The organism is Aquibacillus sediminis (assembly GCF_005870085.1).
Taxonomy (GTDB): Bacteria; Bacillota; Bacilli; order Bacillales; family Amphibacillaceae; genus Aquibacillus_E; species Aquibacillus_E sediminis.
This window is the reverse complement of sequence record NZ_SZNM01000002.1, coordinates 324,864-349,920: the sequence shown is the minus strand read 5'-3', so window position 1 is coordinate 349,920 and position 25,057 is coordinate 324,864. Positions and strand designations below refer to the sequence as shown.

At 37.1% G+C, this 25,057-nt stretch carries 27 protein-coding genes; 1 reads left to right on the top strand and 26 read right to left on the bottom strand.

Translation table 11 applies throughout. The features are described from left to right. Nucleotides 1–136: 136 nt before the first annotated feature. The 25 genes from spoIVB to FCI53_RS03410 form a co-directional block, all read right to left on the bottom strand. The gene (gene spoIVB, locus FCI53_RS03530; RefSeq protein WP_138415885.1) at nucleotides 137–1,426 is read right to left on the bottom strand and encodes a SpoIVB peptidase; all 1,290 of its coding nucleotides are present in this window, start codon (nucleotides 1,424–1,426) and stop codon (nucleotides 137–139) included. Between the two features lie 178 nt (nucleotides 1,427–1,604). Continuing rightward, nucleotides 1,605–3,341, bottom strand: a complete 1,737-nt coding sequence (gene recN, locus FCI53_RS03525) for a DNA repair protein RecN (RefSeq protein ID WP_138415883.1) — start codon at nucleotides 3,339–3,341, stop codon at nucleotides 1,605–1,607. Between the two features lie 39 nt (nucleotides 3,342–3,380). Continuing rightward, nucleotides 3,381–3,830 (bottom strand): transcriptional regulator AhrC/ArgR, encoded by a 450-nt coding sequence (ahrC, locus tag FCI53_RS03520; protein WP_138415881.1) that lies wholly within the window; start codon nucleotides 3,828–3,830, stop codon nucleotides 3,381–3,383. 72 nt (nucleotides 3,831–3,902) lie between these two features. After that, entirely contained in the window at nucleotides 3,903–4,733 is an 831-nt protein-coding gene (locus tag FCI53_RS03515; RefSeq protein WP_138415879.1) for a TlyA family RNA methyltransferase, read from the bottom strand. A gap of 6 nt (nucleotides 4,734–4,739) precedes the next feature. Continuing rightward, a complete protein-coding gene (gene dxs, locus FCI53_RS03510) occupies nucleotides 4,740–6,632 on the bottom strand; it encodes a 1-deoxy-D-xylulose-5-phosphate synthase (RefSeq protein ID WP_138415877.1) in 1,893 nt (630 codons plus the stop codon). A gap of 26 nt (nucleotides 6,633–6,658) precedes the next feature. Then, the gene (locus FCI53_RS03505; RefSeq protein WP_138415875.1) at nucleotides 6,659–7,246 is read right to left on the bottom strand and encodes a hypothetical protein; all 588 of its coding nucleotides are present in this window, start codon (nucleotides 7,244–7,246) and stop codon (nucleotides 6,659–6,661) included. 723 nt (nucleotides 7,247–7,969) lie between these two features. Next, on the bottom strand, nucleotides 7,970–8,854 hold the full coding sequence (locus tag FCI53_RS03500; RefSeq protein ID WP_246049996.1) for a polyprenyl synthetase family protein: 885 nt from the start codon (nucleotides 8,852–8,854) through the stop codon (nucleotides 7,970–7,972). A gap of 1 nt (nucleotide 8,855) precedes the next feature. Further along, the gene (locus tag FCI53_RS03495; RefSeq protein WP_138415873.1) at nucleotides 8,856–9,086 is read right to left on the bottom strand and encodes an exodeoxyribonuclease VII small subunit; all 231 of its coding nucleotides are present in this window, start codon (nucleotides 9,084–9,086) and stop codon (nucleotides 8,856–8,858) included. After that, a complete protein-coding gene (xseA, locus tag FCI53_RS03490) occupies nucleotides 9,079–10,431 on the bottom strand; it encodes an exodeoxyribonuclease VII large subunit (RefSeq protein ID WP_138415871.1) in 1,353 nt (450 codons plus the stop codon). The genes FCI53_RS03495 and xseA overlap by 8 nt, the downstream gene beginning before the upstream one ends. Before the next feature lie 12 nt (nucleotides 10,432–10,443). Beyond that, nucleotides 10,444–11,301, bottom strand: a complete 858-nt coding sequence (gene folD / locus FCI53_RS03485) for a bifunctional methylenetetrahydrofolate dehydrogenase/methenyltetrahydrofolate cyclohydrolase FolD (RefSeq protein WP_138415869.1) — start codon at nucleotides 11,299–11,301, stop codon at nucleotides 10,444–10,446. A gap of 14 nt (nucleotides 11,302–11,315) precedes the next feature. Beyond that, nucleotides 11,316–11,696, bottom strand: coding sequence for a transcription antitermination factor NusB (gene nusB / locus FCI53_RS03480; protein ID WP_138415867.1), 381 nt, complete (start codon nucleotides 11,694–11,696; stop codon nucleotides 11,316–11,318). A 711-nt stretch (nucleotides 11,697–12,407) separates the two neighbouring features. After that, the gene (locus tag FCI53_RS03475; protein ID WP_138415865.1) at nucleotides 12,408–12,809 is read right to left on the bottom strand and encodes an Asp23/Gls24 family envelope stress response protein; all 402 of its coding nucleotides are present in this window, start codon (nucleotides 12,807–12,809) and stop codon (nucleotides 12,408–12,410) included. 90 nt (nucleotides 12,810–12,899) lie between these two features. After that, a complete protein-coding gene (gene accC / locus FCI53_RS03470; protein ID WP_138415863.1) occupies nucleotides 12,900–14,255 on the bottom strand; it encodes an acetyl-CoA carboxylase biotin carboxylase subunit in 1,356 nt (451 codons plus the stop codon). A 15-nt stretch (nucleotides 14,256–14,270) separates the two neighbouring features. After that, a complete protein-coding gene (accB, locus tag FCI53_RS03465; RefSeq protein ID WP_138415861.1) occupies nucleotides 14,271–14,750 on the bottom strand; it encodes an acetyl-CoA carboxylase biotin carboxyl carrier protein in 480 nt (159 codons plus the stop codon). A gap of 247 nt (nucleotides 14,751–14,997) precedes the next feature. Further along, a complete protein-coding gene (locus FCI53_RS03460; RefSeq protein ID WP_138415859.1) occupies nucleotides 14,998–15,612 on the bottom strand; it encodes a SpoIIIAH-like family protein in 615 nt (204 codons plus the stop codon). Between the two features lie 2 nt (nucleotides 15,613–15,614). Beyond that, on the bottom strand, nucleotides 15,615–16,271 hold the full coding sequence (gene spoIIIAG / locus FCI53_RS03455) for a stage III sporulation protein AG (protein ID WP_246049995.1): 657 nt from the start codon (nucleotides 16,269–16,271) through the stop codon (nucleotides 15,615–15,617). Continuing rightward, a complete protein-coding gene (gene spoIIIAF / locus FCI53_RS03450; protein ID WP_281279498.1) occupies nucleotides 16,271–16,909 on the bottom strand; it encodes a stage III sporulation protein AF in 639 nt (212 codons plus the stop codon). The genes spoIIIAG and spoIIIAF overlap by 1 nt, the downstream gene beginning before the upstream one ends. Nucleotides 16,910–16,922: 13 nt before the next feature. After that, the gene (gene spoIIIAE / locus FCI53_RS03445; protein WP_138415853.1) at nucleotides 16,923–18,104 is read right to left on the bottom strand and encodes a stage III sporulation protein AE; all 1,182 of its coding nucleotides are present in this window, start codon (nucleotides 18,102–18,104) and stop codon (nucleotides 16,923–16,925) included. A gap of 26 nt (nucleotides 18,105–18,130) precedes the next feature. Then, on the bottom strand, nucleotides 18,131–18,520 hold the full coding sequence (gene spoIIIAD, locus FCI53_RS03440) for a stage III sporulation protein AD (RefSeq protein WP_138415851.1): 390 nt from the start codon (nucleotides 18,518–18,520) through the stop codon (nucleotides 18,131–18,133). A gap of 3 nt (nucleotides 18,521–18,523) precedes the next feature. Next, on the bottom strand, nucleotides 18,524–18,730 hold the full coding sequence (spoIIIAC, locus tag FCI53_RS03435) for a stage III sporulation protein AC (protein ID WP_138415849.1): 207 nt from the start codon (nucleotides 18,728–18,730) through the stop codon (nucleotides 18,524–18,526). 21 nt (nucleotides 18,731–18,751) lie between these two features. Continuing rightward, complete coding sequence (gene spoIIIAB / locus FCI53_RS03430) at nucleotides 18,752–19,264, bottom strand: stage III sporulation protein SpoIIIAB (protein WP_138415847.1); 513 nt, start codon at nucleotides 19,262–19,264, stop codon at nucleotides 18,752–18,754. Beyond that, nucleotides 19,233–20,186: a stage III sporulation protein AA gene (gene spoIIIAA / locus FCI53_RS03425; protein ID WP_138415845.1), complete on the bottom strand. Its 954-nt coding sequence runs from the start codon at nucleotides 20,184–20,186 to the stop codon at nucleotides 19,233–19,235. Before spoIIIAA ends, spoIIIAB begins: the two co-directional genes overlap by 32 nt. Nucleotides 20,187–20,782: 596 nt before the next feature. Further along, on the bottom strand, nucleotides 20,783–21,340 hold the full coding sequence (gene efp / locus FCI53_RS03420) for an elongation factor P (protein ID WP_138415843.1): 558 nt from the start codon (nucleotides 21,338–21,340) through the stop codon (nucleotides 20,783–20,785). Between the two features lie 30 nt (nucleotides 21,341–21,370). Then, complete coding sequence (locus tag FCI53_RS03415) at nucleotides 21,371–22,432, bottom strand: M24 family metallopeptidase (protein ID WP_138415841.1); 1,062 nt, start codon at nucleotides 22,430–22,432, stop codon at nucleotides 21,371–21,373. A gap of 395 nt (nucleotides 22,433–22,827) precedes the next feature. After that, a complete protein-coding gene (locus FCI53_RS03410; protein WP_138415839.1) occupies nucleotides 22,828–23,334 on the bottom strand; it encodes a YqhR family membrane protein in 507 nt (168 codons plus the stop codon). A 463-nt stretch (nucleotides 23,335–23,797) separates the two neighbouring features. Here FCI53_RS03410 and FCI53_RS03405 point away from each other — a divergent pair, with 463 nt between their 5' ends. Continuing rightward, nucleotides 23,798–24,181, top strand: a complete 384-nt coding sequence (locus FCI53_RS03405; RefSeq protein ID WP_138415837.1) for an SA1362 family protein — start codon at nucleotides 23,798–23,800, stop codon at nucleotides 24,179–24,181. A gap of 320 nt (nucleotides 24,182–24,501) precedes the next feature. Here the strand turns inward: FCI53_RS03405 and mntR are convergent, their stop codons facing one another. After that, nucleotides 24,502–24,918 (bottom strand): transcriptional regulator MntR, encoded by a 417-nt coding sequence (mntR, locus tag FCI53_RS03400; protein WP_138415836.1) that lies wholly within the window; start codon nucleotides 24,916–24,918, stop codon nucleotides 24,502–24,504. Nucleotides 24,919–25,057: the final 139 nt, after the last annotated feature.

The following is a 25,057-nucleotide window of genomic DNA, read 5'->3' as shown; positions in this document are numbered from 1 at the left end:
CCCGTCCATCCCATTTGATGTTTTGAAGTGGGAGTCTTTGTATGCTTGCACCGGTAAAAAATCCTATTTTTAGTACACAACAAGCTCTTATCAAAAGCGAACTTTTTGATAAGAGCTTTGCCATCGGATATTCAACTTAGCTCACTTCTTGTTGATCTTGTTTATAAATATCAATGCCTGCTTCATGCAACATCCATTCGATATGAACACCATAACCGCTTGTGGAATCATTGACAAAAACATGTGTTACTGCCCCGATAACTTTTCCATCTTGAATAATAGGACTTCCACTCATTCCTTGAACAATTCCACCAGTTTTGTCTAATAATTCTTGATCTGTAATTTTGACAATCATACCCTTAGTAGCTGGAAACTTTTGTTCTACACTGTTCACTACTTCTACGTCATATTCCTTTACTTCTTCCCCTTCAACAACCGTCAATATTTTTGCTGGCCCTTCCTTTACTTCATGTGATAATGCGATTGGTAGTGCTTCATCCATTTTTCCATTTGAAATGTTTTTATCTAATTTTCCAAAAACCCCAAATGGACTATTTTTAGTAATATTTCCTATTCTGTCTTTTCCAGCAGTAAACTCTGCTCGTTTTTCTCCTGGTGAACCGTTACTACCTTTTTCAATCGATTTTATATTAGAACGAACAATTGTACCTTCATTTATTTCAATTGGTTTTCTTGTATCCATATCTGATATGACATGTCCTAGCGCTCCATACTTTTTAGACTCTGGATGATAAAAAGTCATCGTTCCAATACCTGCAGCTGAGTCCCTTATATAGAGCCCTATTCGATAATCATCTTCTTTCGCATCATAATAAGGCGTTAATTCGGTATTAAACACTTCATCTTCTCGCTTCACTTCAACATCTAACGATTCATTATTTTTCCCAGCCTCTTTAACAAATGGTGTGACTTCTTTCATATTATTAATTTCTTGGCCATTTATTTTTAACAGTGTGTCGCCTACTTTTATCCCTGCTTGTTCACCTGGAGAAATTTGCTTCTCGTCCGTATTGACTAAATGATGTCCGACAACTAATACCCCTAATGTTTGTAAATTAACTCCAATGGATTGTCCACCTGGAACAACTTTTAAATCATCAAGTACATCCACATTCACTTGTTTGATTGGTAGTCCAGCCATTTCATATACTAATGTACTACTACCAGGTCCTGCTGTTTGAAATTGATTAGAATTAACCGCTTGTATGGCGTTACTTTCATCTTCTTTATGTTTTATATTAATAGCCTTTCCCATAGCAGGTACACTAATGGTATCTTGATTATGAAAGGTTACAATTTGATTTGGAATCGACAAGAAAGTCTGTATAGGTGTTAAAAATGGAATAACTAGGAAAGCAACAAGGAGTATTATTCCTATTCCATTTCGTATACGTTCGAAGTTCATTTTTTTCACTCTCCTCGTTCCTAACCCACATTTTTTTCTGTACTTCTAATTTGACCTTCCATCGCCATTTTTAAACACTAAAAAGATGAGAAATATAGGATAGTTCTTCCACTAATTGAAAAAATTATTATCAAATTAGGATATAAAAAAACCTGCCTTTTAAAAAGACAGGGGTGATCTAAACAAGTACATTCTTTTTAAACTCTTTTGCCATCGAAATTAATTCACTAGCATGTTGTTTTGATGTTTCGGTTATTTCTGCACCTGTGATCATTCGACTAATCTCTTCTGCGCTTTCTTCCTTTGACAATTCAGTAACCATCGTACTAGTTCTCTCATTTTTGATTTTCTTTTCAATTAATAAGTGACTATCTGCCATCGAAGCTAATTGTGGTAAATGGGTAATACACAATACTTGTGAACCTAATGAGATTCCATATATTTTTTCTGCAATGGCTTGTGCAACACGTCCACTTACACCTGTGTCAACTTCATCGAAAATAATACTTGTCACTCGTTGATGTTTGGCAAAAATGCGCTTAAGTGCCAACATAATACGAGATAATTCGCCACCGGAAGCTACTTTATGGATAGGTTTTAATGGTTCACCTGGATTTGTTGTAATTAAAAATTTAACAATATCAAAGCCATTCTCACCCAGTTGAATAGGAATCCCTTCGTATGTAAGTTCTGTATCGGATCCCTTTCGCTCGGTAATATCAACATCAAATGACGCCTTTTCTAAATAGAGGTCTTTCAATTCCTGATGAATATCATCCACTAATAAATTAGCCGCCTCTATTCGGACATCATGTAAATGTTTTGCTTCCAACAATGCATCTTCAGCTAGTTCTAATAGTTGCGTTTCCATTGTTTGTAAATGGGAATCTTTATTTTTAATTTGATCAATTTCGTCTTCGATTTTAGCTGCATATTCTAACATATCATTTACCGTTTGGCCGTACTTTCGCTTAAGACGATTCAATTCATTGATTCTAGATTCCATTCCATTTAAACGTTCCGGATCGAACTCTAACTGTTCAAGGTGATTTCGTAGTTCGTAGGTTAACTCTTCTAATAAGAAGTAATGATTTGTGAGTTCTTCCTTCGATTTGCTAAGTTCTGGTTCATACTCGGCAGCCTTTTCCAATCCATTTAACGCAAGTCCAACCCAATCAAGCCCCTTTTGCTCCCCATATAATGCATGGTAGGCATCATGAATCCCTTGGTATATTTTTTCATAATTGGCTAATCTTTCTCGTTCTTCTGCAAGTTGTTCATCTTCATTAGGTGATAAATTTGCTTCTTGCAATTCTCGTAATTGAAATTCATATAAATCTAACCGTTGCGCCATTTCTTGCTCATTGTCTCGCAATTCACTAAAACGTTTTTTCAGAGCCATCATTTGTTTATATAGTTGCAAGTACTCTTGTTTAATCGGAACAATTTGATCTCGATTATACAGGTCCAACAATTCGATATGTCGGTCGACATCCATAAGTGATTGCGTTTCATGTTGGCTATGAATATCAATCAATGTTTTACCAAATTCCTTAAGAATCCCTAACGTCACTAATTTGCCATTGACACGACAGATACTTTTCCCACTAGATGTAATCGTCCGGTTTAATACAACCATTCCATCTTTAGTAATATCTATACCAAACTCTTTCCCTACTTGATGAACAGGATGATCTAAGTCATCAACAGTAAATAATCCTTCTAGAATAGCTTTCTTTGTTCCATGTCGAACAAATTCAACCGATCCTCTTCCACCACTTAATAAGCCAACAGCATCAATGATAATTGATTTCCCTGCTCCTGTCTCACCGGTCAAAACAGTTAATCCATCATGAAAAGTAATCGTTAAATCTTCGATGATTGCAAAGTCTTTTATTGACAGTTCTGTTAACATGTCATCACCTCATTTCTTTGGAGGTTAGCTTTATTTGTATTACAACATATCTAGTAAACGATTTTTGATCTCCTCTGTATCTTGTTCTGTTCGACAAATAATTAAAATCGTATCATCACCACAAATCGTACCTAAAATCTGATCCCAATCCAACTGATCAATCAAGGCTCCGACTGCATTCGCATTACCTGGTAATGTCTTTAATACAATAAAGTAACCAGCTGTATCAATCTTGATAAATGCATCCATGATTAAGCGACTTAATTTCTCAAGCGGGTTAAACCGTTGATCGGCTGGTAAACTATATTTATACCTACCATCAACCATTGGAACTTTTACCAAGTGGAGTTCTTTAATATCTCGAGAAACGGTTGCTTGGGTCACATTGTAGCCAAGATTTCTTAATTGTTCGACCAAATCATCTTGAGTTTCTATATCGTTTTCCGTAATCAGTTCTCTTATTTTAATATGGCGTTGTCCTTTATTCATTGCGTCCTCCGATCTTCACTTCATTTTACACATACGTGAAAAGGACTACATGCTATGTAGCCCCAATCTCATCTATCTCGAAGCATGATTGTCCAGCTGACGATGTGCCTGTTCGACTACATGATCAATTTCGACATTTGTCATGCTTTTTCCTTCTGCTTGTTGATTCCAAGTTAAATAAGCTAAAAATTCAATATTTCCGTCTCCACCCGTAATTGGTGAATGGGTTAATCCCTCAATACTATAACCTTCTTTATCGATAAATTCCAACATCGTTTCTAGAACTTGCTTGTGAACCTTTGCCTCTCGAACAATCCCTTTTCTACCTACTTGTTCTCGGCCTGCTTCAAATTGGGGCTTGATTAAGACCACCACTTCACTGTCTGAGGCAAGTAATTTCGATAGTACTGGTAATATTAACTTCAGAGAAATAAAAGATACATCAATCGTTGCGAAGTTAGGGAGACCCTCAGATAACATATCCGGTGTAACATAGCGAAAATTCGTCCTTTCCATCACTACGACACGGTCGTCATTTCGTAATTTCCAAGCTAATTGATTGTAGCCAACGTCAATCGCATAACTTAACGCTACACCATTTTGTAATCCGCAATCTGTAAATCCACCAGTGGACGATCCGATATCAACCATAATCTTACCGTTCACATCCAAGTTAAATACTTGTAATGCCTTTTCTAATTTGAGTCCACCTCTCCCAACATAAGGGATCAGCTTTCCTTTCACGGTAAGTGGAATATCTTCAACCACTTTCATTCCAGGTTTATCCAAACGTGTTTGTTCCGAATAGACAAGCCCTGCCATAATCGATCGTTTTGCTTTTTCTCTTGTTTCAATTAGTTCTCGCTCTACTAATAGTGTATCTAATCTCACTTTTTTTGTCATTGTTCTTCATGCCCTCTGCTGTTTGGTTGGTATCAGTTGCAGTAGTTTTTGTACTACTGCTTCTTTGGTAATACCGATTTCTTCTAATAGTTGATCAACATTACCATGTTCAATGTAACGATCAGGTATACCCATTCGCAGTATATCTTGATTCTTGTATTGGTGTTCTTCAGCAAATTCTAATACTGCACTACCGAAGCCACCTTTTAGAATTGCTTCTTCTATTGTTAAAATTGGCATATTTATGCCCATTAATGCATGTAACATTTTTTCATCTAACGGCTTGATAAAACGTGCATTAATCACTTTAACAGATAAACCTTTCTCTAACAATTCTTGTCTAGCCTTCAAGGCTAAATCGATCGTTGTTCCAAAAGTCAATATCGCAGCATCTGCACCCTCTTCAAGCACGTCCCAAGTTCCGATTGGAAGGGCTTTGAAATCTTCATCCATCGTAATCCCAAAGGCATTACCTCTTGGAAAACGAACTGCAATTGGCCCATCATCATAGTCAATAGCTGTATGCACCATATGCTGACACTCATTTTCATCCTTAGGCATCATAATCACCATATTTGGCATTTGTCTTAAAAATGCAATATCAAACACACCTTGATGCGTTTCCCCATCAGCACCTACCAATCCAGCACGATCCACCCCAAAAGCAACGTTTAAATTTTGTCTACATACATCATGAACCAATTGGTCATATGCACGCTGCATAAAAGTAGAATAAATAGCTAAAAATGGTTTCATTCCTTGGGTTGCCATTCCAGCTGCCATAGTTGTTGCATGCTGTTCGGCAATTCCCACATCAAACAAGCGATCAGGAAATTCTTCTTGAAATTTTTCCAATTTAGAACCTAAAATCATAGCAGGGGTTATCACTGCTAAACGCTGATCTGTCCTCGCTATTTTTTGCAATGTTCCACTAACAACGCTACTCCAAGCAGGAGCAGCATCAACAGGTTTAATCTTTTCCCCTGAATCAATCTTATAGGGACCCACCCCGTGCCATTTATCTTTTTGGTCCGATTCTGCTGGATGATAGCCTTTTCCTTTTTGGGTAATCACATGAACAATTACTGGCCCATCTGTTTTCTTGGCATATTGTAAATTTTCTTGCAGTGCATGGAAGTCATGTCCATCAACGGGACCATAATACGTAAATCCAAATTCTTCAAATAACATACCAGGAACCATAAAATATTTCATACTATCTTTGACACGTTCCGCTGTATGCGCGAGTCGTCCACCTACTGCAGGGATTTTTTTCAATAACCACTCTAGTTCATCTTTGACACGATTATACTTCCCTGCACTTCTCATACGACCAAGTGCGTTATGCAGCGCGCCTACATTATTTGCAATTGACATTTCATTATCATTTAAAATAACAGTCATGTTCTTTTTTTCATGACCAATATGATTTAAAGCTTCCAAAGCCATACCACCGGTTAAGGCACCATCACCAATAATTGGTACGACATAATGGTCATCACCTTTTAAATCTCTTGCCAACACCATACCCATTGCAGCTGATAAAGAAGTAGAACTATGGCCTGTTTCCCAAATATCATGTTCACTTTCATTTCTTTTTGGAAAACCACATAGCCCCTGATATTTTCGGAGGGTTTTAAATTGTTCTGTTCTTCCAGTTAATATTTTGTGAATGTATGATTGATGACCTACATCAAAAATAAATTTATCATGGGGACTATTAAACTGTTGGTGTAATGCTAAGGTCAACTCCACAACCCCTAAATTTGCGCCTAGGTGTCCACCTGTTACTGACAGTTTCTCAATTAAAAATGTGCGAATCTCCAATGCTAGAGCTTTTAGTTCCTCGTTTGATAATTTTTTCAAAAACGAAGGATCTTTAATTTTTGTCAGATCCACTTGGGATTCCTCCCCTATAATATAAATTATTTCCTTTTTTTGTTCGTTAATATCTTTATTTTAAAGTTATCTTCCAAAATTGCAATTACTTTGGCAGCAAAAAAAATAATTTTCGTTGATGAATGGATCCCAAAGAACTTTCCGACTGCTTTACCACCAACCGTTAAAGCTGCTACAAGACTCGTTAATATAACTGAAAGCGTAATTTGAAATGGAGATCCGTCTGAATGACCAAATCCATTGGCAATTTGCAAGACAACGATCGCGGATGCTGTACCGCTAATAACACCTGAAATATCACCGATTACATCATTACAGAAACTTGCAAAGCGATCTGCATTTCGAACAATGGCAATTGCTTGCTTGGCTCCATTCACCTTTTCTGCAGCCATTGCATGAAAGGGTACTTCATCAGCAGCAGTTGCAGCAATCCCTAACATATCAAATACTACCCCTAATAACACGATAGCAAACACAATGACCAATCCTATGATTGAGGATACGCCACTCAACACCGAGGAGGAAACAACTGAAAAAATAGCCGCTAACACAAATGTGATAACGGCAATACTTAAGCTAAATTTTATCGACTTTTGCAACTGGGTTTTAGACATTCATTATACCTCTAAATCTATTTATATAATTATGAATTAGTTATATTCCTATATGTACGAAAGGAATGGTCATTTAAAAGGTAAAAACTGCGGCTTAGGTCCAGTAGGTTTTCCCAAACAGGTACCGAATGTTGCCATTCTGGCGGTTCCCCTTTAAACCTGTCTTAGCGTTGTCACCAACAGCTAGACTGGATTACCACTTAGTCCGCACTATAATCCCTTTTAAATGTCCTGACGGAACAGTCTAGGAGATTTCCTCAACAGTCCTTAACCGTTTCCTAGCCTCTTTTGCAGTACTGATTTCATATGGATTCATTTATCCGAAACAATAGTGGCCACCCATCGTTTCGTATTTAACCATAATCCCCTCAGCACCACTCAAGGCAGGCTACGCTGCAAATAGAGACTCCTCTCCCTATTCTACAGGTTCATACCCCATTCCATCATGATTCCCTGCTCAGAAATCACGACAGATATGGGCCTCCGCGGAAGCAGGGTCAACGCCCACATGCCTTTGTGGATCGCCCTACGACCTTAACTCCCAGCACCGACCCAAGGCTGGGCGCCTCAAGCCAGCACAAGGAACTTCATCGATGTGCCCTTTGGCGGATTTTTAGGCCCGCCTTCAGAAACGGAGGACTGACTAGAATACTGCACCATCCCTCTGTTAATATTAAGGATAACATACAACCAAACAATTCTCAATTCCAAAAAATACCATTCTTATACATTGCGATTGCTTAAATAATCCGTCAATTCTTCCAATAACGAATCTTTAATCCCAGCATTTCTTAAAGCAGATTTCGCTTCGTTCACATATAGTTGTTTATGTTGTTTCGCACCATCTAAACCTAATAATTTAGGATACGTGCTTTTGAAATTATCAACGTCACTACCAACTGCTTTACCTATTAATGCTGGATCACCATCAACATCTAAAATATCATCTTGCACTTGAAAAATTAAGCCTATATAGTGAGCAAAGGTCTCAATCGAAGTAAGTTGATTTTCTGAAGCCCCTCCAATATACGCGCCGCTTACAATCGCATAGCGGAGTAACTGGCCTGTTTTAAGTGTATGAATTTTCTCTAATTCTTCTAAATTCGTCTCCTTGTTTTCAGCTTGCATATCAAGAAGCTGACCTGCTACCATCCCTTTTGGACCACTTACTTTACTTAATTCACTCATTAAAAACACTTTTTGCTGATCCGTTAAGGACGTAGCAGCTGCAATAATGTCAAAACTATAGGTTAATAATCCATCACCTGCCAAGATAGCTGTTGCTTCATCATATTTTTTATGATTAGTCAGCTTGCCTCTGCGATAATCATCATTATCCATTGCAGGGAGATCATCATGGATGAGTGAATACGTATGTACCATCTCTAATGCAATTGCCACTGGAAGTACCTCTCGATAATCCGTTCCATATGATTCACAACTCGCCATCATTAAGATAGGGCGAACTCGCTTTCCGCCAGCTTCTAAAGAATAAAGCATCGCTTGCTTTAACCGTTGCGGACTATCAAGTTGTTCTATTGCTTTAGTTAAGGCTTGCATCATAACTTGTTGTCGTTCTTGTAAGTAGTCGGTTAATTGAACATTCACCTTATTCTTCCTCCCCAATGGTAAATGGAGCAAATTCCCCTTGTTCATTTACTATTTGTTCCATTTGTTTTTCAACATTTGTTAGTTTATCACCACAAACTTTTGACAATTTCATCCCTTCTTGATAATAGTTAATCGCTTTTTCTAATGGGACGTCCCCTTCTTCTAATTTGTCTACAATTTGTTCCAGTTGCTCCATTGCTTGTTCGAAGGTTAGTTCTTCCTTACTCATTTGATTTATCCTCCTCTATTCCCCATACTTGACAATCCAATGTGCCGTCGTGCAATTTAACTGCAATTTGCTGCCCTGGTTGAACGTCATGAGCAGATTGCACAACCTCTCCATTTTTAGTATAAGAAATGGAATAACCACGTTTCATCGTATGAAGTGGATTTAAGATCATTAACTTGTCGATTGTTTTCTCCAATTGATTTTCTTTCGTCTGTAAAACTTGCTGTAAAACACGTGTTTGTCGGCTCCTCAACTGATCAAGTTGTTGTTTATATTGAGTAAGTTGCCGATCTGGATGTTGCTGGTTTAACCGTTTGTGTACGTGCTCCCAGTGTTGATTCAATCGTTGTTGAATATTTGAAAATGATTTTGCCATGCGATCTACATTTTTATCTAGTTCTTGCTCTTTTTGTTGAACCAATATAGTTGGATAACGAAATGCATAAGATTTCTTAAATTGGTCCAATCGCTCCTTAGCATTATTCGTCTTCTCTTTTATAATTCGATCTAATCTTTGGCGATAGGATTTTAGCTTGTCCTGTAATTCAATTTGTGATGGAACAGCAAGTTCTGCTGCTCCAGTTGGGGTTGGGGCTCTTTTATCTGCAATTAAATCGCTAATGGTCACATCAGTTTCATGTCCAACCGCAGAAATAATCGGTATATGTGATGCGGCAATTGCCCGTGCTACGCGTTCTTCATTAAAACTCCACAATTCTTCAATGGAACCACCACCACGACCAACGATTAGTACATCAAAATCATCCATCTCATTTGCTTGCTTAATACCCTTCTCAATCGATTGTGGCGACTGCTCCCCTTGTACAAGCACTGGAATAACTGTCAACTTTACAATTGGATACCTGCGGCGTATCGTTGTTACGATATCACGAATAGCAGCTCCTGTTGGTGATGTAATCACGCCGATGTGTTTTGGATAACTTGGTAGCGCTTGTTTATGAAGCTCATCAAATAAACCCTCGTTCGCAAGCTTCTGTTTTAATTGCTCAAACGCAAGATAAAGTGCACCAATACCATCCGGCTCCATTTGCTGGATATACAATTGATACTGTCCCTGTGGTTCATAGATATTGACCTCGCCTTTAATTAGAACATTCATCCCGTTTTCAGGTTTAAACTTTAAGTGGCGGTTATTGCCTGCAAACATAACAGCTTGGATTCTAGTGTAATCATCTTTAATTGTTAAATACATATGACCACGGCTATGGTGCTTAAAATTGGACACTTCCCCTTTTAGCCATACTTGTCGTAAATGTTTATCCAACTCAATTTTTCGTTTTAAATACCTTGTTAGTGCACTTACTGTTAAATATTTATCATTCATAGAGTGAACACCTTATAAAATATCATGGTATTTTTTTGCAGACTTAATCGTATTATGTAGTAACATCGTAATTGTCATTGGTCCGACTCCTTTTGGAACAGGTGTAATATAAGATGCTTTTTGCTGTGCTGACTCAAATTCAACATCACCAGTTAATTTGCCGTCTTCTTTCCGATTAATACCAACATCAATCACAACAGCACCATCTTTAATATCATCACCTGTAATAAAATGCATTTTACCAACAGCGACGATCACGATATCAGCATCACGAGTATATTGTTTCATATCCTTTGTTTTTGAATGACAGTATGTTACGGTCGCGTTCTCGTTAAGCAACAATTGTCCAACAGGTTTCCCAACAATATTACTACGACCTACAATAACAGCATGTTTACCAGCGATTTCGATATTTTTCGATTTTAACATCGTAATAATTCCATATGGTGTACATGGATAAAACGTATCTTTACCAGTCATCATTCTGCCAATATTAACTGGATGAAAACCATCGACATCTTTATTAGGATCAATTGTTTCGATGATCACTTGTTCGTCGATATGATTTGGTAATGGTAGCTGTACGAGAATACCATGTACGCTTTCATCTTGATTCAATTTTGTTATACGATCTACCAGTTCTTGTTGTGTTGTACTTTCTGGAAGAAGAATTAGTTCGGAATCGACTCCAACTTTGTCTGAAGCCTTTTGTTTTCCACGAACATAAGATTGTGAAGCAGGATCATCACCAATTAATATTACTGTTAAACTCGGTGTAATATTTTTTTGTTTTAACTGCTCCACTTCTTGTTTCATTTCTTCACGTAGGTTAGCTGCTAATTCATTCCCATAAATAATTTCTCCAGTCACTGATATCTCTCCCTCTATTTGATCATTTTCGATAGGACACCATTAATAAACTTACCTGAATTGTCATCCCCATATCGGTTCGCTAATTCAACCGCTTCATTAATAGCAACGCCCTGTGGTGTCTCTGCACCATAAAACATTTCGTAAGTTGCAATCCGTAATAATACTTTTTCAACTGAAGCAAGTCGATCTAGTGTCCAATTTTCCAAATGATCGGAAATTTTTGTATCAATTGCTTGTTGATGTTCCGTCACCCCGTGTACAAGTAATTCTAAAAATGAATCCACCTCTTCTTCTTCAACGACATGTTCTATTGCTTGAGCGGGCTCAATCTCGTTTATATCCATTTGAAAAAGGATTTGAAAGGCTTTTTCTCTAGCTGCTCTGCGTTTCATTATTCACATACTCCTTCTACTTATATCTACTACAAATCATATCATGTTCGACCATTCAAATCTATCAATGATTAATAATTTTGTATTATTAGTGTTACCCATTTATTTTGCTAACATAAGAAAAACTTAACCTTACAGACATTATGCTTTTTTATTGTCAGGAAATATAAAATTGTAATTGCAGTGTAAGCCACGTCCGCGAAGCGCTAAAGCTGTAGCGAAACTTCGCACGAAGAAAAAGCGATTTTCTTTTTCGAGGTTGTAGGTCAGTTCGACGTTGTCACAGGACGTGACAACGTCGAACATTCTTTGTAAAAGTCAACTTCGATTCACTTACGTTCATCGTGTTTCCTTTGACGTCGCTAACCGGGCACTTGCGCCTTTGTTCAATAATAATTATTTACTGCATAGAAGCTATATTATACGCAATAACTCTAAAAAGGGTAGTACAATGATGCCGAAGAACTTGCACTTATTTTTTCTTACGCCGTCATGCTCTTGTTCCCTAAACCGCGTATGTTTAGAACCTTTTCTTACGCCGTTGCGCTCTTTGCTCACAATTTCGCATTTCTTTGCATCTCTTTACTAATAGGTTACCGCACAGTATGCAGCAACTACGCAATAACTACATTAAATTATATTTTTTTGCACCAAATACAAAAAAGGCCCTAATAAGAGACAAATTTTATCTCTCTTGGGCCTTTTTCGTTTTTATTCTTGGTCGTCGCCCTGTTCTTCTTTTTGTTGTTCCATTTGAACGCCAACTACATGAATATTGATTTCATCAATTTCAAGTGCAGTCATATTTTTCAATGCTTGACGAATGTTTGTTTGAATTTTTTGGGCTACTTCAGGAATTGTTGTACCATAGTCTAGGACAACATAAACATCAATTAGCACACCGTTTTCAGTCAATTCTACTTTAATCCCTTTTCCGTGGGACTTCTTGCCAAATCGTTCTACAACACCTGTCGCAAAATTTCCACGCATCGATGATACACCAACAATTTCTGTTGTTGCAATACCTGCTATAACTTCAATTACTTCAGGAGCTATTTCGACAGTTCCTAGGTTGGAGTCTTCACTCACGTTTAATATTGAGTTATCAGCCACGTATGTTCACTCCTTTTATTTACTTACATAAATTTTAATATATTCTTTGTTAAAAGTATAAGACTAGTTCAACTTTTATGAAACGATGTATTACTCGTGATTTAATACACTGTATTTCTCTAAAAATTTAGTATTAAAATCCCCGTCTTTAAACACCTCGTGTCTCATCATCTCTTCATGGAATGGTATTGTTGTTGAAACACCTTCAATGACAAACTCCCCTAAAGCACGTTTCATTCGGTTGATCGCATCTTCTCTTGTTGCTCCATACGTAATTAGTTTGGCAATCATTGAATCATAATACGGTGGAATTTTGTAACCTGGGTAGGCACCAGAATCAACCCTTACCCCTAGGCCACCAGGTGGTAGGTACATCGTAATTTCGCCCGGTGAAGGCATGAAGTCCTTATATGGATTTTCAGCATTAATTCGGCATTCAATTGCATGTCCATTAAATTCAATATCTTCCTGTGTAAACGACAAGATATCATCATTGGCAATGTTTATTTGTTCTTTTATCAAGTCGATCCCCGTCACCATTTCTGTTACAGGATGCTCTACTTGGATTCTTGTATTCATTTCCATGAAATAAAAAGATTGGTCCTTTTTATCAAAAATGAACTCAATTGTACCAGCTCCGGAATACTCTACTGCTGCAGCTGCCTTTACTGCCGCATCGCCCATTTGCGCTCTTATTTCTGGTGTTACCGCTGGTGAAGGCGTTTCTTCGATTAACTTTTGTAATCGGCGCTGAACGGTACAATCACGTTCACCTAAATGAATGACATTCCCATGGTTATCTGCGAGCACTTGAATTTCAACGTGACGAAAATCTTCAATATACTTTTCCAAGTAAACGCCAGGATTGCCGAATGCTGTCTCTGCTTCATTTTGTGTTACTTGAATTCCTTTCACTAATTCTTCTGGGGTTCTTGCTACTCTAATTCCTTTTCCACCGCCACCAGCAGTTGCTTTAATAATCACTGGATAGCCGATTGCCTCCGCAATTTGTAAGCCTTCTTCTTCATCTTCAATAATCCCATCTGAACCAGGTACAATTGGAACTCCTGCTTGCTTCATCGTTTCCCTAGCAACATCTTTAGTTCCCATCTTCTGAATCGCATAAGAGCTAGGACCAACAAACGTAATATTACATGCTTTACAGATCTCAGCAAAATCAGCATTTTCTGATAGAAAACCATATCCTGGATGGATCGCATCCACTTCTGTTAGTGTAGCAACACTCATGATATTAGTGAAATTCAAGTAACTGTCCTTACTAGCAGTTGGACCAATACAATATGCTTCATCCGCTAGTTGAACATGTAAGGCATCTTTATCTGCTTCTGAGTATACTGCAACCGTTTCGATTTCTAATTCTTTACATGCACGAATAATTCGAACGGCAATTTCTCCTCGGTTAGCTATTAAGAGTTTATGTATCACAATGTCATCCCCTTACTATGCTTTCACTCTAAATAATGGTTGACCATATTCCACAAGTTCACCATTTTCCACTAATATTTCTACGATTTCTCCGCTCACATCTGCTTCAATCTCATTAAATAATTTCATCGCTTCTACGATGCATACAACTGTATCTGTAGTTACTTTATCACCTACATGAACATAGTCTTCCTTGTCAGGTGAAGGAGCACTATAAAAAGTCCCAACCATTGGTGAAACAACCTCATGATCATAATCTGCTTCTTGTTGAACAGATTGATTTTGTTCGACCGCTGGTGATTCCGATTGTTTGGCAACTGGCTCTTGTTGAACCACTGGATGTTGGGCCACTTGAACTGGTGCTTGCGTCGTCACCGTTTCACCTTTTTGTTTTTTTATTGCTATTTTTGTTCCATTGGTTTCGTATGAAAATTCATCAATGGATGATTCATCGATTTTCTCAATTAATTCATGTATTTCTTGTATTTTTAACATTACTTTTGCACCCCTCTTAGACTAGAATTGATAACAGGTACTAATAACTCCTTTTAACATTTTACGAAAAGGAAAAGAAAACTGCAACTATGATCTCGAAATTGTTCCAACTTCTTTTTCTCCCTACTATTCCATTCTCAACTAATTTTAAAAAAAACACAAGTAAGCTCCCTACCCTTCCGACTAAGAATTAAAAAACTGACTCTAAAGGTGGATAAACCTTAAGGGTCAGTTTTTTTTATTTGAATTATTGACCTGTTTCTATTTGATCATATCGAACTTCAATCGTTACCTCACCAAATTCATCACTTGTCGTTTTTAATATATTATTTGCTTCGGAGCGAGTCAATTCTTCCTCTGTCTTAACAGTTACCACGACATCTTCCCCTTCAGCACGAACAAGTGCATCTGGATAACCATTTTCGGATTTTAACGTTTGTTCCACGATATATTCTTTTGTTTTTGTACTTTCAATTTCCTTCATTTCTTGGTAAGCTTCATCTTTTTCTTCGGTACTTGCAGTACTGGAAGCCATAATGTCATCCAACTTATCTTCCAATTTACTTCTTTCATCTTCTCGTTCTAAACGAATCGCTGCAAACAATTCATCTGAAGACATTGATGATGTTGCGGTTACTTCTTCAACCTCTTCGTCCAAACCTAATGTACCATCAGACTCTTCCTCATCAATTGGCTGATCTAGATCTTCTTGTTCTTCCACTTCAACCGTTTGATCACTATTTTCTACATCCTCATTAAGATACGCAAAGTCACCACCATTTGGAGACATCATGTAATACACACTCAATACAATCATCAGACTTAACATGGTAAGTAACCAAACTGTTTGTTTTTTCAACATTCCTATTCCTCCCTATTATTTTTTGGCATAACTGAAATTCTATGAGATGGGACATCAAGAACTCTTGATACTGATTCAACCACCCACTGCTTTATTTCCATATGGTCTACACCTTGAGCTACCACTAATACCCCTCGCACCTCAGGCTTATTGGTTTGTACAATGAGTGGTACTTCTTGATCCCCTTGCCTAACAATGACAACTTGTTGTTCTTCCGTTACATCTTCTACATAACGTTCACCACCATTTTGATCTATCTCTTCTGTTTTTTGAGTGCCAAGAACTAGATCTTTTTCATATACTTTTTGTTTCGTAGATTCTAGATTGACCATCACCTCTACGTCTGCTACACCTTGAATTTGTTCAAGTAAAGTAGTTAAATCCTTTTCATAACTTTCTTCTAAATCCTTTACCATGGTACTTTTATCTTCTTGTTTGTCCTTCAAGATTGTTTCTTGGTCGTTCGTTGACAGATTATCATTTGTTGACAACGGGGATGTCTCCTCCCCTCCTGAGTCTGACTGGAACATGTTGCTGACGATTAAAATTAACAATCCAATTAAGGCAACAATAAGTATATAACCCATTTTCGTCGGTTTCGTTCCATCATCTGTCTTTAGTTTTAAATGAGAGAATAATTTATCAAATGGATTGGCCACTATAACCTTCCCTCCCATCGAATCGTAATGTCCTGTTCATCAAGCTGCCATGTTTCGGATAGATATGATTTTATCTTCTCGGTTTTAGGTGCAAGTTCATCTTGTGTTTGGTTTTGCTCCCCTATTTCGATATCAACTGCATGAACCTCCTCAACTGTAGCTTCGTCGTCATCTGTTTGTTGATCTAGTTCGATTTGTTGGAGAAGAACCTTTATTGCTTGTAAATTTTCAAGGTCAACTTGTTCTTTTTCTTCAAATTGAAAGTTTAAATCCACTACACTTACACCATAGTCATTATTCAACTCCTCTTCTACTTGATTTTTCATTTGGACAGCCATCTCTTCTAAAACATATGCATCTTGAGAGGCTTGTATTTCATTTTTTTTCGATTCTATTAAATTTTTCATGTTTTCTTGTTCCTCCCCAACTTCTAAGCTAGGTACAGCTTGTGTCATCACATCCTCTATATCCACTTGAAAAAGATGAAACAATGGCTGTAAAAATATAAGAATTAATAACAAACCAACAACCATGTTGATGTATTTTTTCATAGAGGAGTTAGGTAACATTAACTCAATAATCATGGCTAATAAAATGAATAAGATAACCTGTGTAATCCAATCTGTTAAAAAGTTAATGATACTCCCTCCTCTACCTGAGCATTAAAGTCAAATTACTAGACGCAACTAAAATCACAATGGCTAGAAAAAACATAAAAGATACGACTAATAAGGCCGCAAAAATATATAAAATATGTTTACTAATTATATCCATACACTTAATGACTGGACCTTCACCAAGTGGTTGTAATAAAGCAGATGTTAGTTTATAAATAACTGAAATCGCAAACACTTTTATTGCTGGAAATAAAACGAGTGCAAGTAAGATGATCACCCCAACAAGACCAACTGCATTCTTCAATAATAATGAAGCACTAAGCACCGTATCGGTAGCATCTGTAAACATTCGACCAACAACTGGAATGAAATTACCGGTTACAAATTTGGCGGTTTTCATTGCTACACCATCTTGTATGGCACTTGCCGCACCTTGGACAGACATAACTCCTAGGAAAATCGTTAAGAATACACCTAATAATCCCATCCCCACATTTCTTAACAAATTTGCTAATTGCGTCACTTTATATTGATCATTTAAGGTACTTACAATATTTAATAATGCCGATAGAAAAAATAGCGGAATAACAATTTTCGAAATAAGTAATACACTCGTATGAATTAAAAAGACGATCACTGGATGAAAAAAAGAAACAGCCATTAAACTACCAAATGAAGCCATTAACCCTAGTACTAAAGGCAAAAGCGCAACCATAAAACTACTCATTGTCGAAATCGTATCATTAACATAAGAAGCCGCTAGCTGAAAACTATTAAGGGCTAACACAATTAATACCAGGTAAACAATCGCATAGGCTACAGTACTTACTGTTTTCTTTTCCAACGCTGTTTGCAATGTCTGTAAAATCACACAAAACAGCGTAAGCATAATCAATGTACCTAATAACTTTCCATTTGTTACCAACTCATAAAATAAAAATTCTAAAAGTCCTAACACCCATTCTTTAAGTGATAACGATTCTTGATTTTTTATAAATTCAAAGAAACTTGATTTCTGAATACCTGGTAAATATCCACCGTATTCATCTACTACTTGATCCCAGTACCCTTTCACTTCATCAAAGGATACGGAATCCAATGGCAATGTTTCTGCCGGTGGTGTCGATTCAGGAGCTGCTAAGATCTGGTTCGAATGACTACAAGCTAGTACAGCCATGACAAAACTGATGATTACTATTTTAAGTAATTGCTTCATTCACTTCATCCTGCTCCCTTCCAAGGCTAGGCAGGGATAAACCCTATAATGGTTTCAATCACAGCCGTTAAAATCGGAACAGCCAAAACCAATATCAACACTTTTCCTGCAAGTTCTATTTTTGCTGCGACCGAACTTAACCCTGCATCCCTCGTAATATGGGCTGCAAACTCAGCTATATAAGCGATACCGATGATTTGTAAAATTGTTTCCATGTACATCCCATTAATGTTTGCTTGTTCTCCTAGATATTGAATCAACCTAAAAACTTCGGATATATGTTGAATCACAAACAGGAAAATGGAAATACCAGTTAATAAAATAATAAAAAAGGAAAAAGAAGGTTTTTGTTCTTTTAAAACAAGGACTAACAAACTAGCAACGATACCTAAACTAGCGATATTGATAATTTCCATATATTACCCCTGAAATAAAAACACAGATTTAATTTCTTGAAATAAATCAGAAATACCATTAATTACAAACAGTAATACAATAATAAAACCGACCAATGTCGCAAATTGAGCATATTCTTCTTTTCCCATTTGCTTGAGGATTGTATGAATCATCGCAACAATAATTCCGATACCAGCAATTTGAAAGATAACCGATGCATCACTAAGCATTGAACCTTACTCCTTTCCATTCTAGATCAAGAGCAGGATCACCAATAATCCTGTTAGAAAACCTAAACTTTTTGCCATTTTGCTATAACGATATTTATATTCTTGCGCATCTTGTAATTCTCGCTCTAAATGCGTCAGAGCAAGGTGAATATGTTTCTGCTGTTGAGTGAAATCATGTTGCCCTAATGTCCTACCAAATTGACGTAAGATTTCTTTTTCATTTGCCCCCATTGATACAAATGGCCAAAATTGATCTAAATTTGTCTTCCAAACATCGTACAAATGACCTGAGTTTTTTCTTAATTCATCACTAACGCCTTTAAAAAACAAAGACATCGGTTTTGGCAATTGTTTTGCCAAGTTCTCACAAGCTTCCATAATTGGGGCTTGACTATATAATATTTCTGCTTCAAGAATTTGTAGTGCGTTTTTAAGTTGTCTTATTTGTTTCGGTCGATCATTCATCTTTCGAGCAAACTCAAATCCCACCCATGTAGTGGCACTAAGCAAAAGAAGTGCGCCAATCCATTTCATTTTGAGTCCACCTCGGTTTCTTTAGAATATTCTGTCCTTCTTTGGTCAAAACTCCATCAACAATCCCCGGTTTACTAGCACGTGATAACAACACATACCGATCAAAGGCGCCTTGCTGAAACAAAGATTCCAATGATGGACGTTTCTGAATATCCGTTAGAGAGTCACCATGTATCGAGCAAATAATTTTCACACCTGCATGTATCGCTTCTTGCAATGCAGCTACATCTTCATGACTGCCAATTTCATCTACCACTAATATTTCTGGTGACATCGATCGGATCATCATCATCATGCCTTCAGCCTTTGGACAAGCATCCATTACATCCGTACGGATACCTAATTGATGTTGGGGTACACCATTAATACTGCCGGCAATTTCAGAACGCTCATCTACAACTCCTATTTTTCGTGGTTTCACATCTTTCCACCCTGAAGAAATGATCCGTATCATATCTCTAAGCAACGTTGTTTTCCCTGTTTGTGGTGGGCCGATGATTAGCGTATTTAAATATTCGTGATCAAATAAATATGGAATGAATGGGATTGAAACACCCACCTTCTCTTTTGCTATTCGAATATTAAAGGATGCAATATGTTTAATTGCCTTTACTCGACCATTTTCTGTATTTACTTTACCCGCTAAGCCAACCCGGTGCCCTCCTTCCATGGTTAAAAATCCTTCTCTTAATTCATCCTCTAATCGATATAATGAAAATTGGCTTAATTGATTTAATACATGCATCGCATCTTGTTCAGTAGGACAATAGCTAGGTAACCATTCTTCTTTATCGTCAAAAATCAACTCTGTTGGCCTTCCAACTCGAAATCTTATTTCTTGTAAACTTGTCCAACGGTTTTCTAATGCTTCATGAAGTTTATCTTTATATTTAGGTGGAAATAGTTTTAATATTTCTTCCATGGGACAACACCCCCATACATTTGCTTCTTCTTGTAGTTCATCCCTTACTGTAAATGTATGGACAGCTTGTTCGTTTTATGACTATTAACCATGGCTTTTTCTAATAGAAAAGCTTTCTAGCAAATGATCAACTATTCCGCTAATCGCATTTGCTGTATTATGCGACATAACTCGCCACTTCCTCTAAAAGATGAGTGCTAAAAAGTCGCTACGGCAATACACTACGCTTTCCGTGGGGGGCTGGTGAGCCTCCTTGAAAATAAAGAACAATTTTCTGCGTGCGATGTAACGCTGCCGCAGCCTTCCTTGTCCTATGGGAACAGCACGAACCGAAGATCCCGCAGTGAATAACGAACACAGGCTAAGGTCGCGACAGACACGCGAGCAACGCCTGCGTGATCAACATCGTGTTGGCCTGAGGCCGTGCCCACGGAAAGCGGAGTATTCTGCCGGAACGATTGTTTAATACATATGAAAATCAGTCAGAAAGGAATTCAAATTTATGTCGTATAATAAAGCTTATGTTCATTAACAAAACGGTAATACAACAAAAAACCCATTGTCTATTCGATAGACAATGGGTTTTTTTGATTCTGTTAGGCACGTGATACATATTTTCCGTCACTTGTATTAATGACTAACACATCACCTTCATTTACGAAGAATGGCACTTGAACCGTTAGTCCTGTTTCTAGTGTTGCTGGTTTAGTACCTCCACTAGCTGTGTCTCCTTTGATTCCTGGTTCTGTTTCGGTTACTTCTAGTTCAACATTGTTTGGTAATTGTACACCTAGTGTTTCCCCTTCGTAGGTCATAATACTAACTTCCATATTCTCTTTTAAAAACTTAAGTTCATATTCTATTTGACTTGTTTGTAATTCTAATTGATCGAAAGTATTGTTATCCATAAACGTATGGGCATCACCTGATGAGTACAGGTACTGCATTTTTCTGTTTTCAATATGCGCTTTGTTTACCTTTTCACCACCGCGGAATGTTTTCTCTTGGATATTACCATTACGAAGGTTTCGCAGTTTTGAACGAACAAACGCCGCACCCTTACCTGGTTTTACGTGTTGGAAATCCATTACTTGCCAAATTTCATTATCCACTTCAATCGTTAATCCTGTTTTAAAATCATTTACTGAAATCATTAACTATTTTCCTCCCTAATTTATCTTTATCTAAAGTGTAATTAATTCTTTCGGTGCAAAGGTAAGCTTTTCATTTCCTTCTTTCGTAATAACTGTATCATCTTCAATTCTACAACCACCAACATTTTGGACGTAGATACCAGGCTCTACCGTCACCACCATGCCTTCTTCCAATGCTTGATTCGAGCGGAATGATAAACCTGGTCCTTCGTGCACTTCCAATCCTAAACCATGACCTGTGGAATGACCGAAATATTCCCCATATCCTTTAGCTTTGATATGATCTCGTGTTAAAGCATCGGCCTCTTTTCCAGTTATACCGGCCTTAATACCTTCCATTCCTTTCAGTTGCGCATCTAACACCGTTTGATAAATCGTTCTTAGTTCATCATTAATTTCCCCTACAGCTATGGTACGGGTAATATCTGAACAGTAACCGTTATACAAGGCACCAAAGTCAAGTGTTACCAATTCCCCTGACTGAATGGTCTTATCAGATGCAACTCCATGTGGCAATGCAGAACGATATCCTGATGCAACAATGATATCAAAACTTGATGATGTCGCCCCTTGTTTTCTCATAAAAAACTCAAGCTCATTCGATACATCAATCTCTTTTACACCCGGTTTAATAAATGAAAGAATATGGTCAAATGCCGCATCAGAAATTTCAGCGGCTGCCTTCATTACCTTTAATTCATCATCTGTTTTGATGAGGCGCATTTTTTCAACTATTCCGCTTGTAGGTACCAATTCCGCAGATATTTCTTGTTGGTACCCTTGATAGTCGGCGTATGTAACGTGATCTTTTTCAAAACCCAACTTTTTAATACCTAATTGTTTTACTTGATCAGCCACTTCTAATCCAATCGGTTGCTTATGTTCCACAATTTCAATCTCTTTGATCTGCTCAGTCGCTTGTTCTATGTATCGAAAGTCAGTGATAAACAATGCCTTATCTTGACTGACCAGCACAACACCAGCTGTTCCAGTAAAACCTGTCACATATCTTCGGTTAATGGCACTTGTAATCAGAATACCATCTAATCCCTCTTTTTCGATCGACTCACGGAGGTGATTAAGTTTCCCCATATTTACTTCATCCTTTCTAATTGATCGCTGTAAAATGCGATAGGCTAAATCCGCCCCTTTTACTGACTATACTTACAATTTGTTCAGCATAAATGGGTACAAACTTTGAAGATGCCGTAACAATTCACTTTAGATGTACATTTTGAATAGGAACTTCAATGACTAGAACGGTTATTGCGCTAATCGCGTCACAGTTTGTGCATTTCTTATATGTGCAAATGCAGCGGGAATGAGTTATTCTCCCACATACATCTGATTTATGTTGACTATGCACATTCAAGTTCGAATCATTTAATAACCGTCTCTCCCCATTTATCCATAATTCACCTTTTCTAGTTTATCACAATTACTTGCTATTGTACTACTATATTATAGGTTGGTGTAGTCAAACAATTTTACGCTTCATTCGATTCGTCTTCAGCTTTAACTAAATCTTTATATTCATAGGCAATCGAATAGCCGATGAAAACACCATACAATATAAATAAACATATAGTTGTAATAACTGTATTACTATCTAAATCTGTCATTTGCGGAACATTTGGAAACATTGGTTGTAATAAATAATAAACAATAAACCACAGCGCAACACCAAACAATGCACTTGGCCAAATACCTTCCACCTTTCTCATCACTCCATAATAAAACAAGGCAATTAAGATCGATAGTAAACCAATCGCTAATATGGAAATGACCTGACCCAAAATACCATCAGACCATTCGGTTTGTAACCATGACCTCAATATAAACGAAGCAGGCGATACTGAAGTAAAGTTAAAATAAGCTGCTATACCTCCAATACAACTCCATAACACACCTCCAATAAATCCAGTTAACAAGGCTTTACCTAAAAATGAGATCGGTTTAACATGTTGGTTTTGTTCTAAATTTGCTTCAGACATAAACACACCTCCATCTGTTAGATTGACCAAATTGCCAGCTTTCCATCCATAAAACAACAAGAATTACTAGTGCTTTTTACAATTTTTTAGTAAAATATATATAACAGAAAATTCAAAATACAGAAATTGATCCTGATAATGTTATGAAGTTGTTTAGTCATTAATTAGAAATAAAATAAATAATAGTTCAGACATTCAAGAATATTTTTCCTAAACAGGGAAACAATTTATGGTAGGTAATAAATTTGATTTTGTTCATCGTCACTTACACTTTTAAAACTAACTTCCACCACTATATACCGCCTATTTCCCTAGACAAAAAGATGGTGTGCACCAGCCATTCGTGATAAGGTTAAAGCAAGGAAATAAATTTGCACGAGTTAAGGTATGTATTTTGTTTAGAATTTGGTGGTATATTTGGTAATAAGTAAGTAAGTCGGCGAAATGGAAAGGAGGAGTGTGCATGACTCGCAATAAGCTGACCCCCTTCATTTATGCGCTTATTGTTCTTGCTATAATTGGCTTTTCTGTACAACTTTTCACAAATACGGCTTCACTACTTACAAGCCTACTTATGATGGTTGCATTTGGTGCAATCATCTATGGTGCTGTTTATTATTTTTTTATCAGACCTCGTACTTCTAATGACATTAAGAAGTATAAAAAGGCTGTCAAGCAATCGAAGGCAAAATATAAACAAGACCAACCAAGTAAAAAAACAATAGCTAAAGCCACCAAGAAACAAGCACCGTTATTAAACAAACGAAGAAATAGTAAAGCACGGGCCACTCATTTACGTGTAATCGAAGGAAATAAACAAAAAAGAAAAAATCGAGCCACTTTTTAAAGTGCTCGATTTTTTTATGCTGATAAGACTCACTAGATTTTTGAAATCTGGATAAAGCTAAAACCACTTTCTCGTTTCTTGCTCTTTTATCCCGGTGCAACCGTCCGTAAGATCCTACTTCAAAACAGGATAGGAACAGAGATGTTTAAGTAGGTAAACTTTCGCTTTCACCCCCCAATTGATTCAAGGGCCTGTGTACCTCTCTTTGTGATACTAACACTCAGGATAGGAAGAGCCCACCAGCTAATATACGAAAAATAAAAGCATCAAGTAAGGATATAATATGTATCCTTATCCTTTACTACTAAGGGATACATTTATTATTTACCTTGCTGGTGTATCCGTCTTAATACATTAACACCTTCCGGGTTTTCCTCAAAATACTGGACTAAATCTCCAATTCTATCAATTGAATTCCAACTAAGGTGATGTTCAATTCCTTCGACATCTTGATAAATATTCTCTTGATCAACACCAATAATCTCCAAAAATCGCTCTAATAGATCATGACGATAGACTAATCTTTTCCCTATTTTTTTTCCTTTTTCCGTTAAAATTAGGCCTCTGTATTTCTCATAATTTAAATAATCATCTTTATCTAGTTTTTGAACCATTTTTGTCACGGAGGATGGGTGAACTTGGAGTGCTTCTGCTATATCCGAAACTCGTGCATATCCTTTGGCTTCGATTAACATATATATTTGTTCAATATGATCTTCCATACTAGGTGTTGGCATAATAAATTCAAATCCTCCACTTCATAATCCACTAATTTACTATTACTTAAAGAATACAATAGTTTTTTTAAACAAACAAGCACCACATTGGATAGTTATCACGATTAAAAATTACAACCATCCCTTAAACAAGCAAACA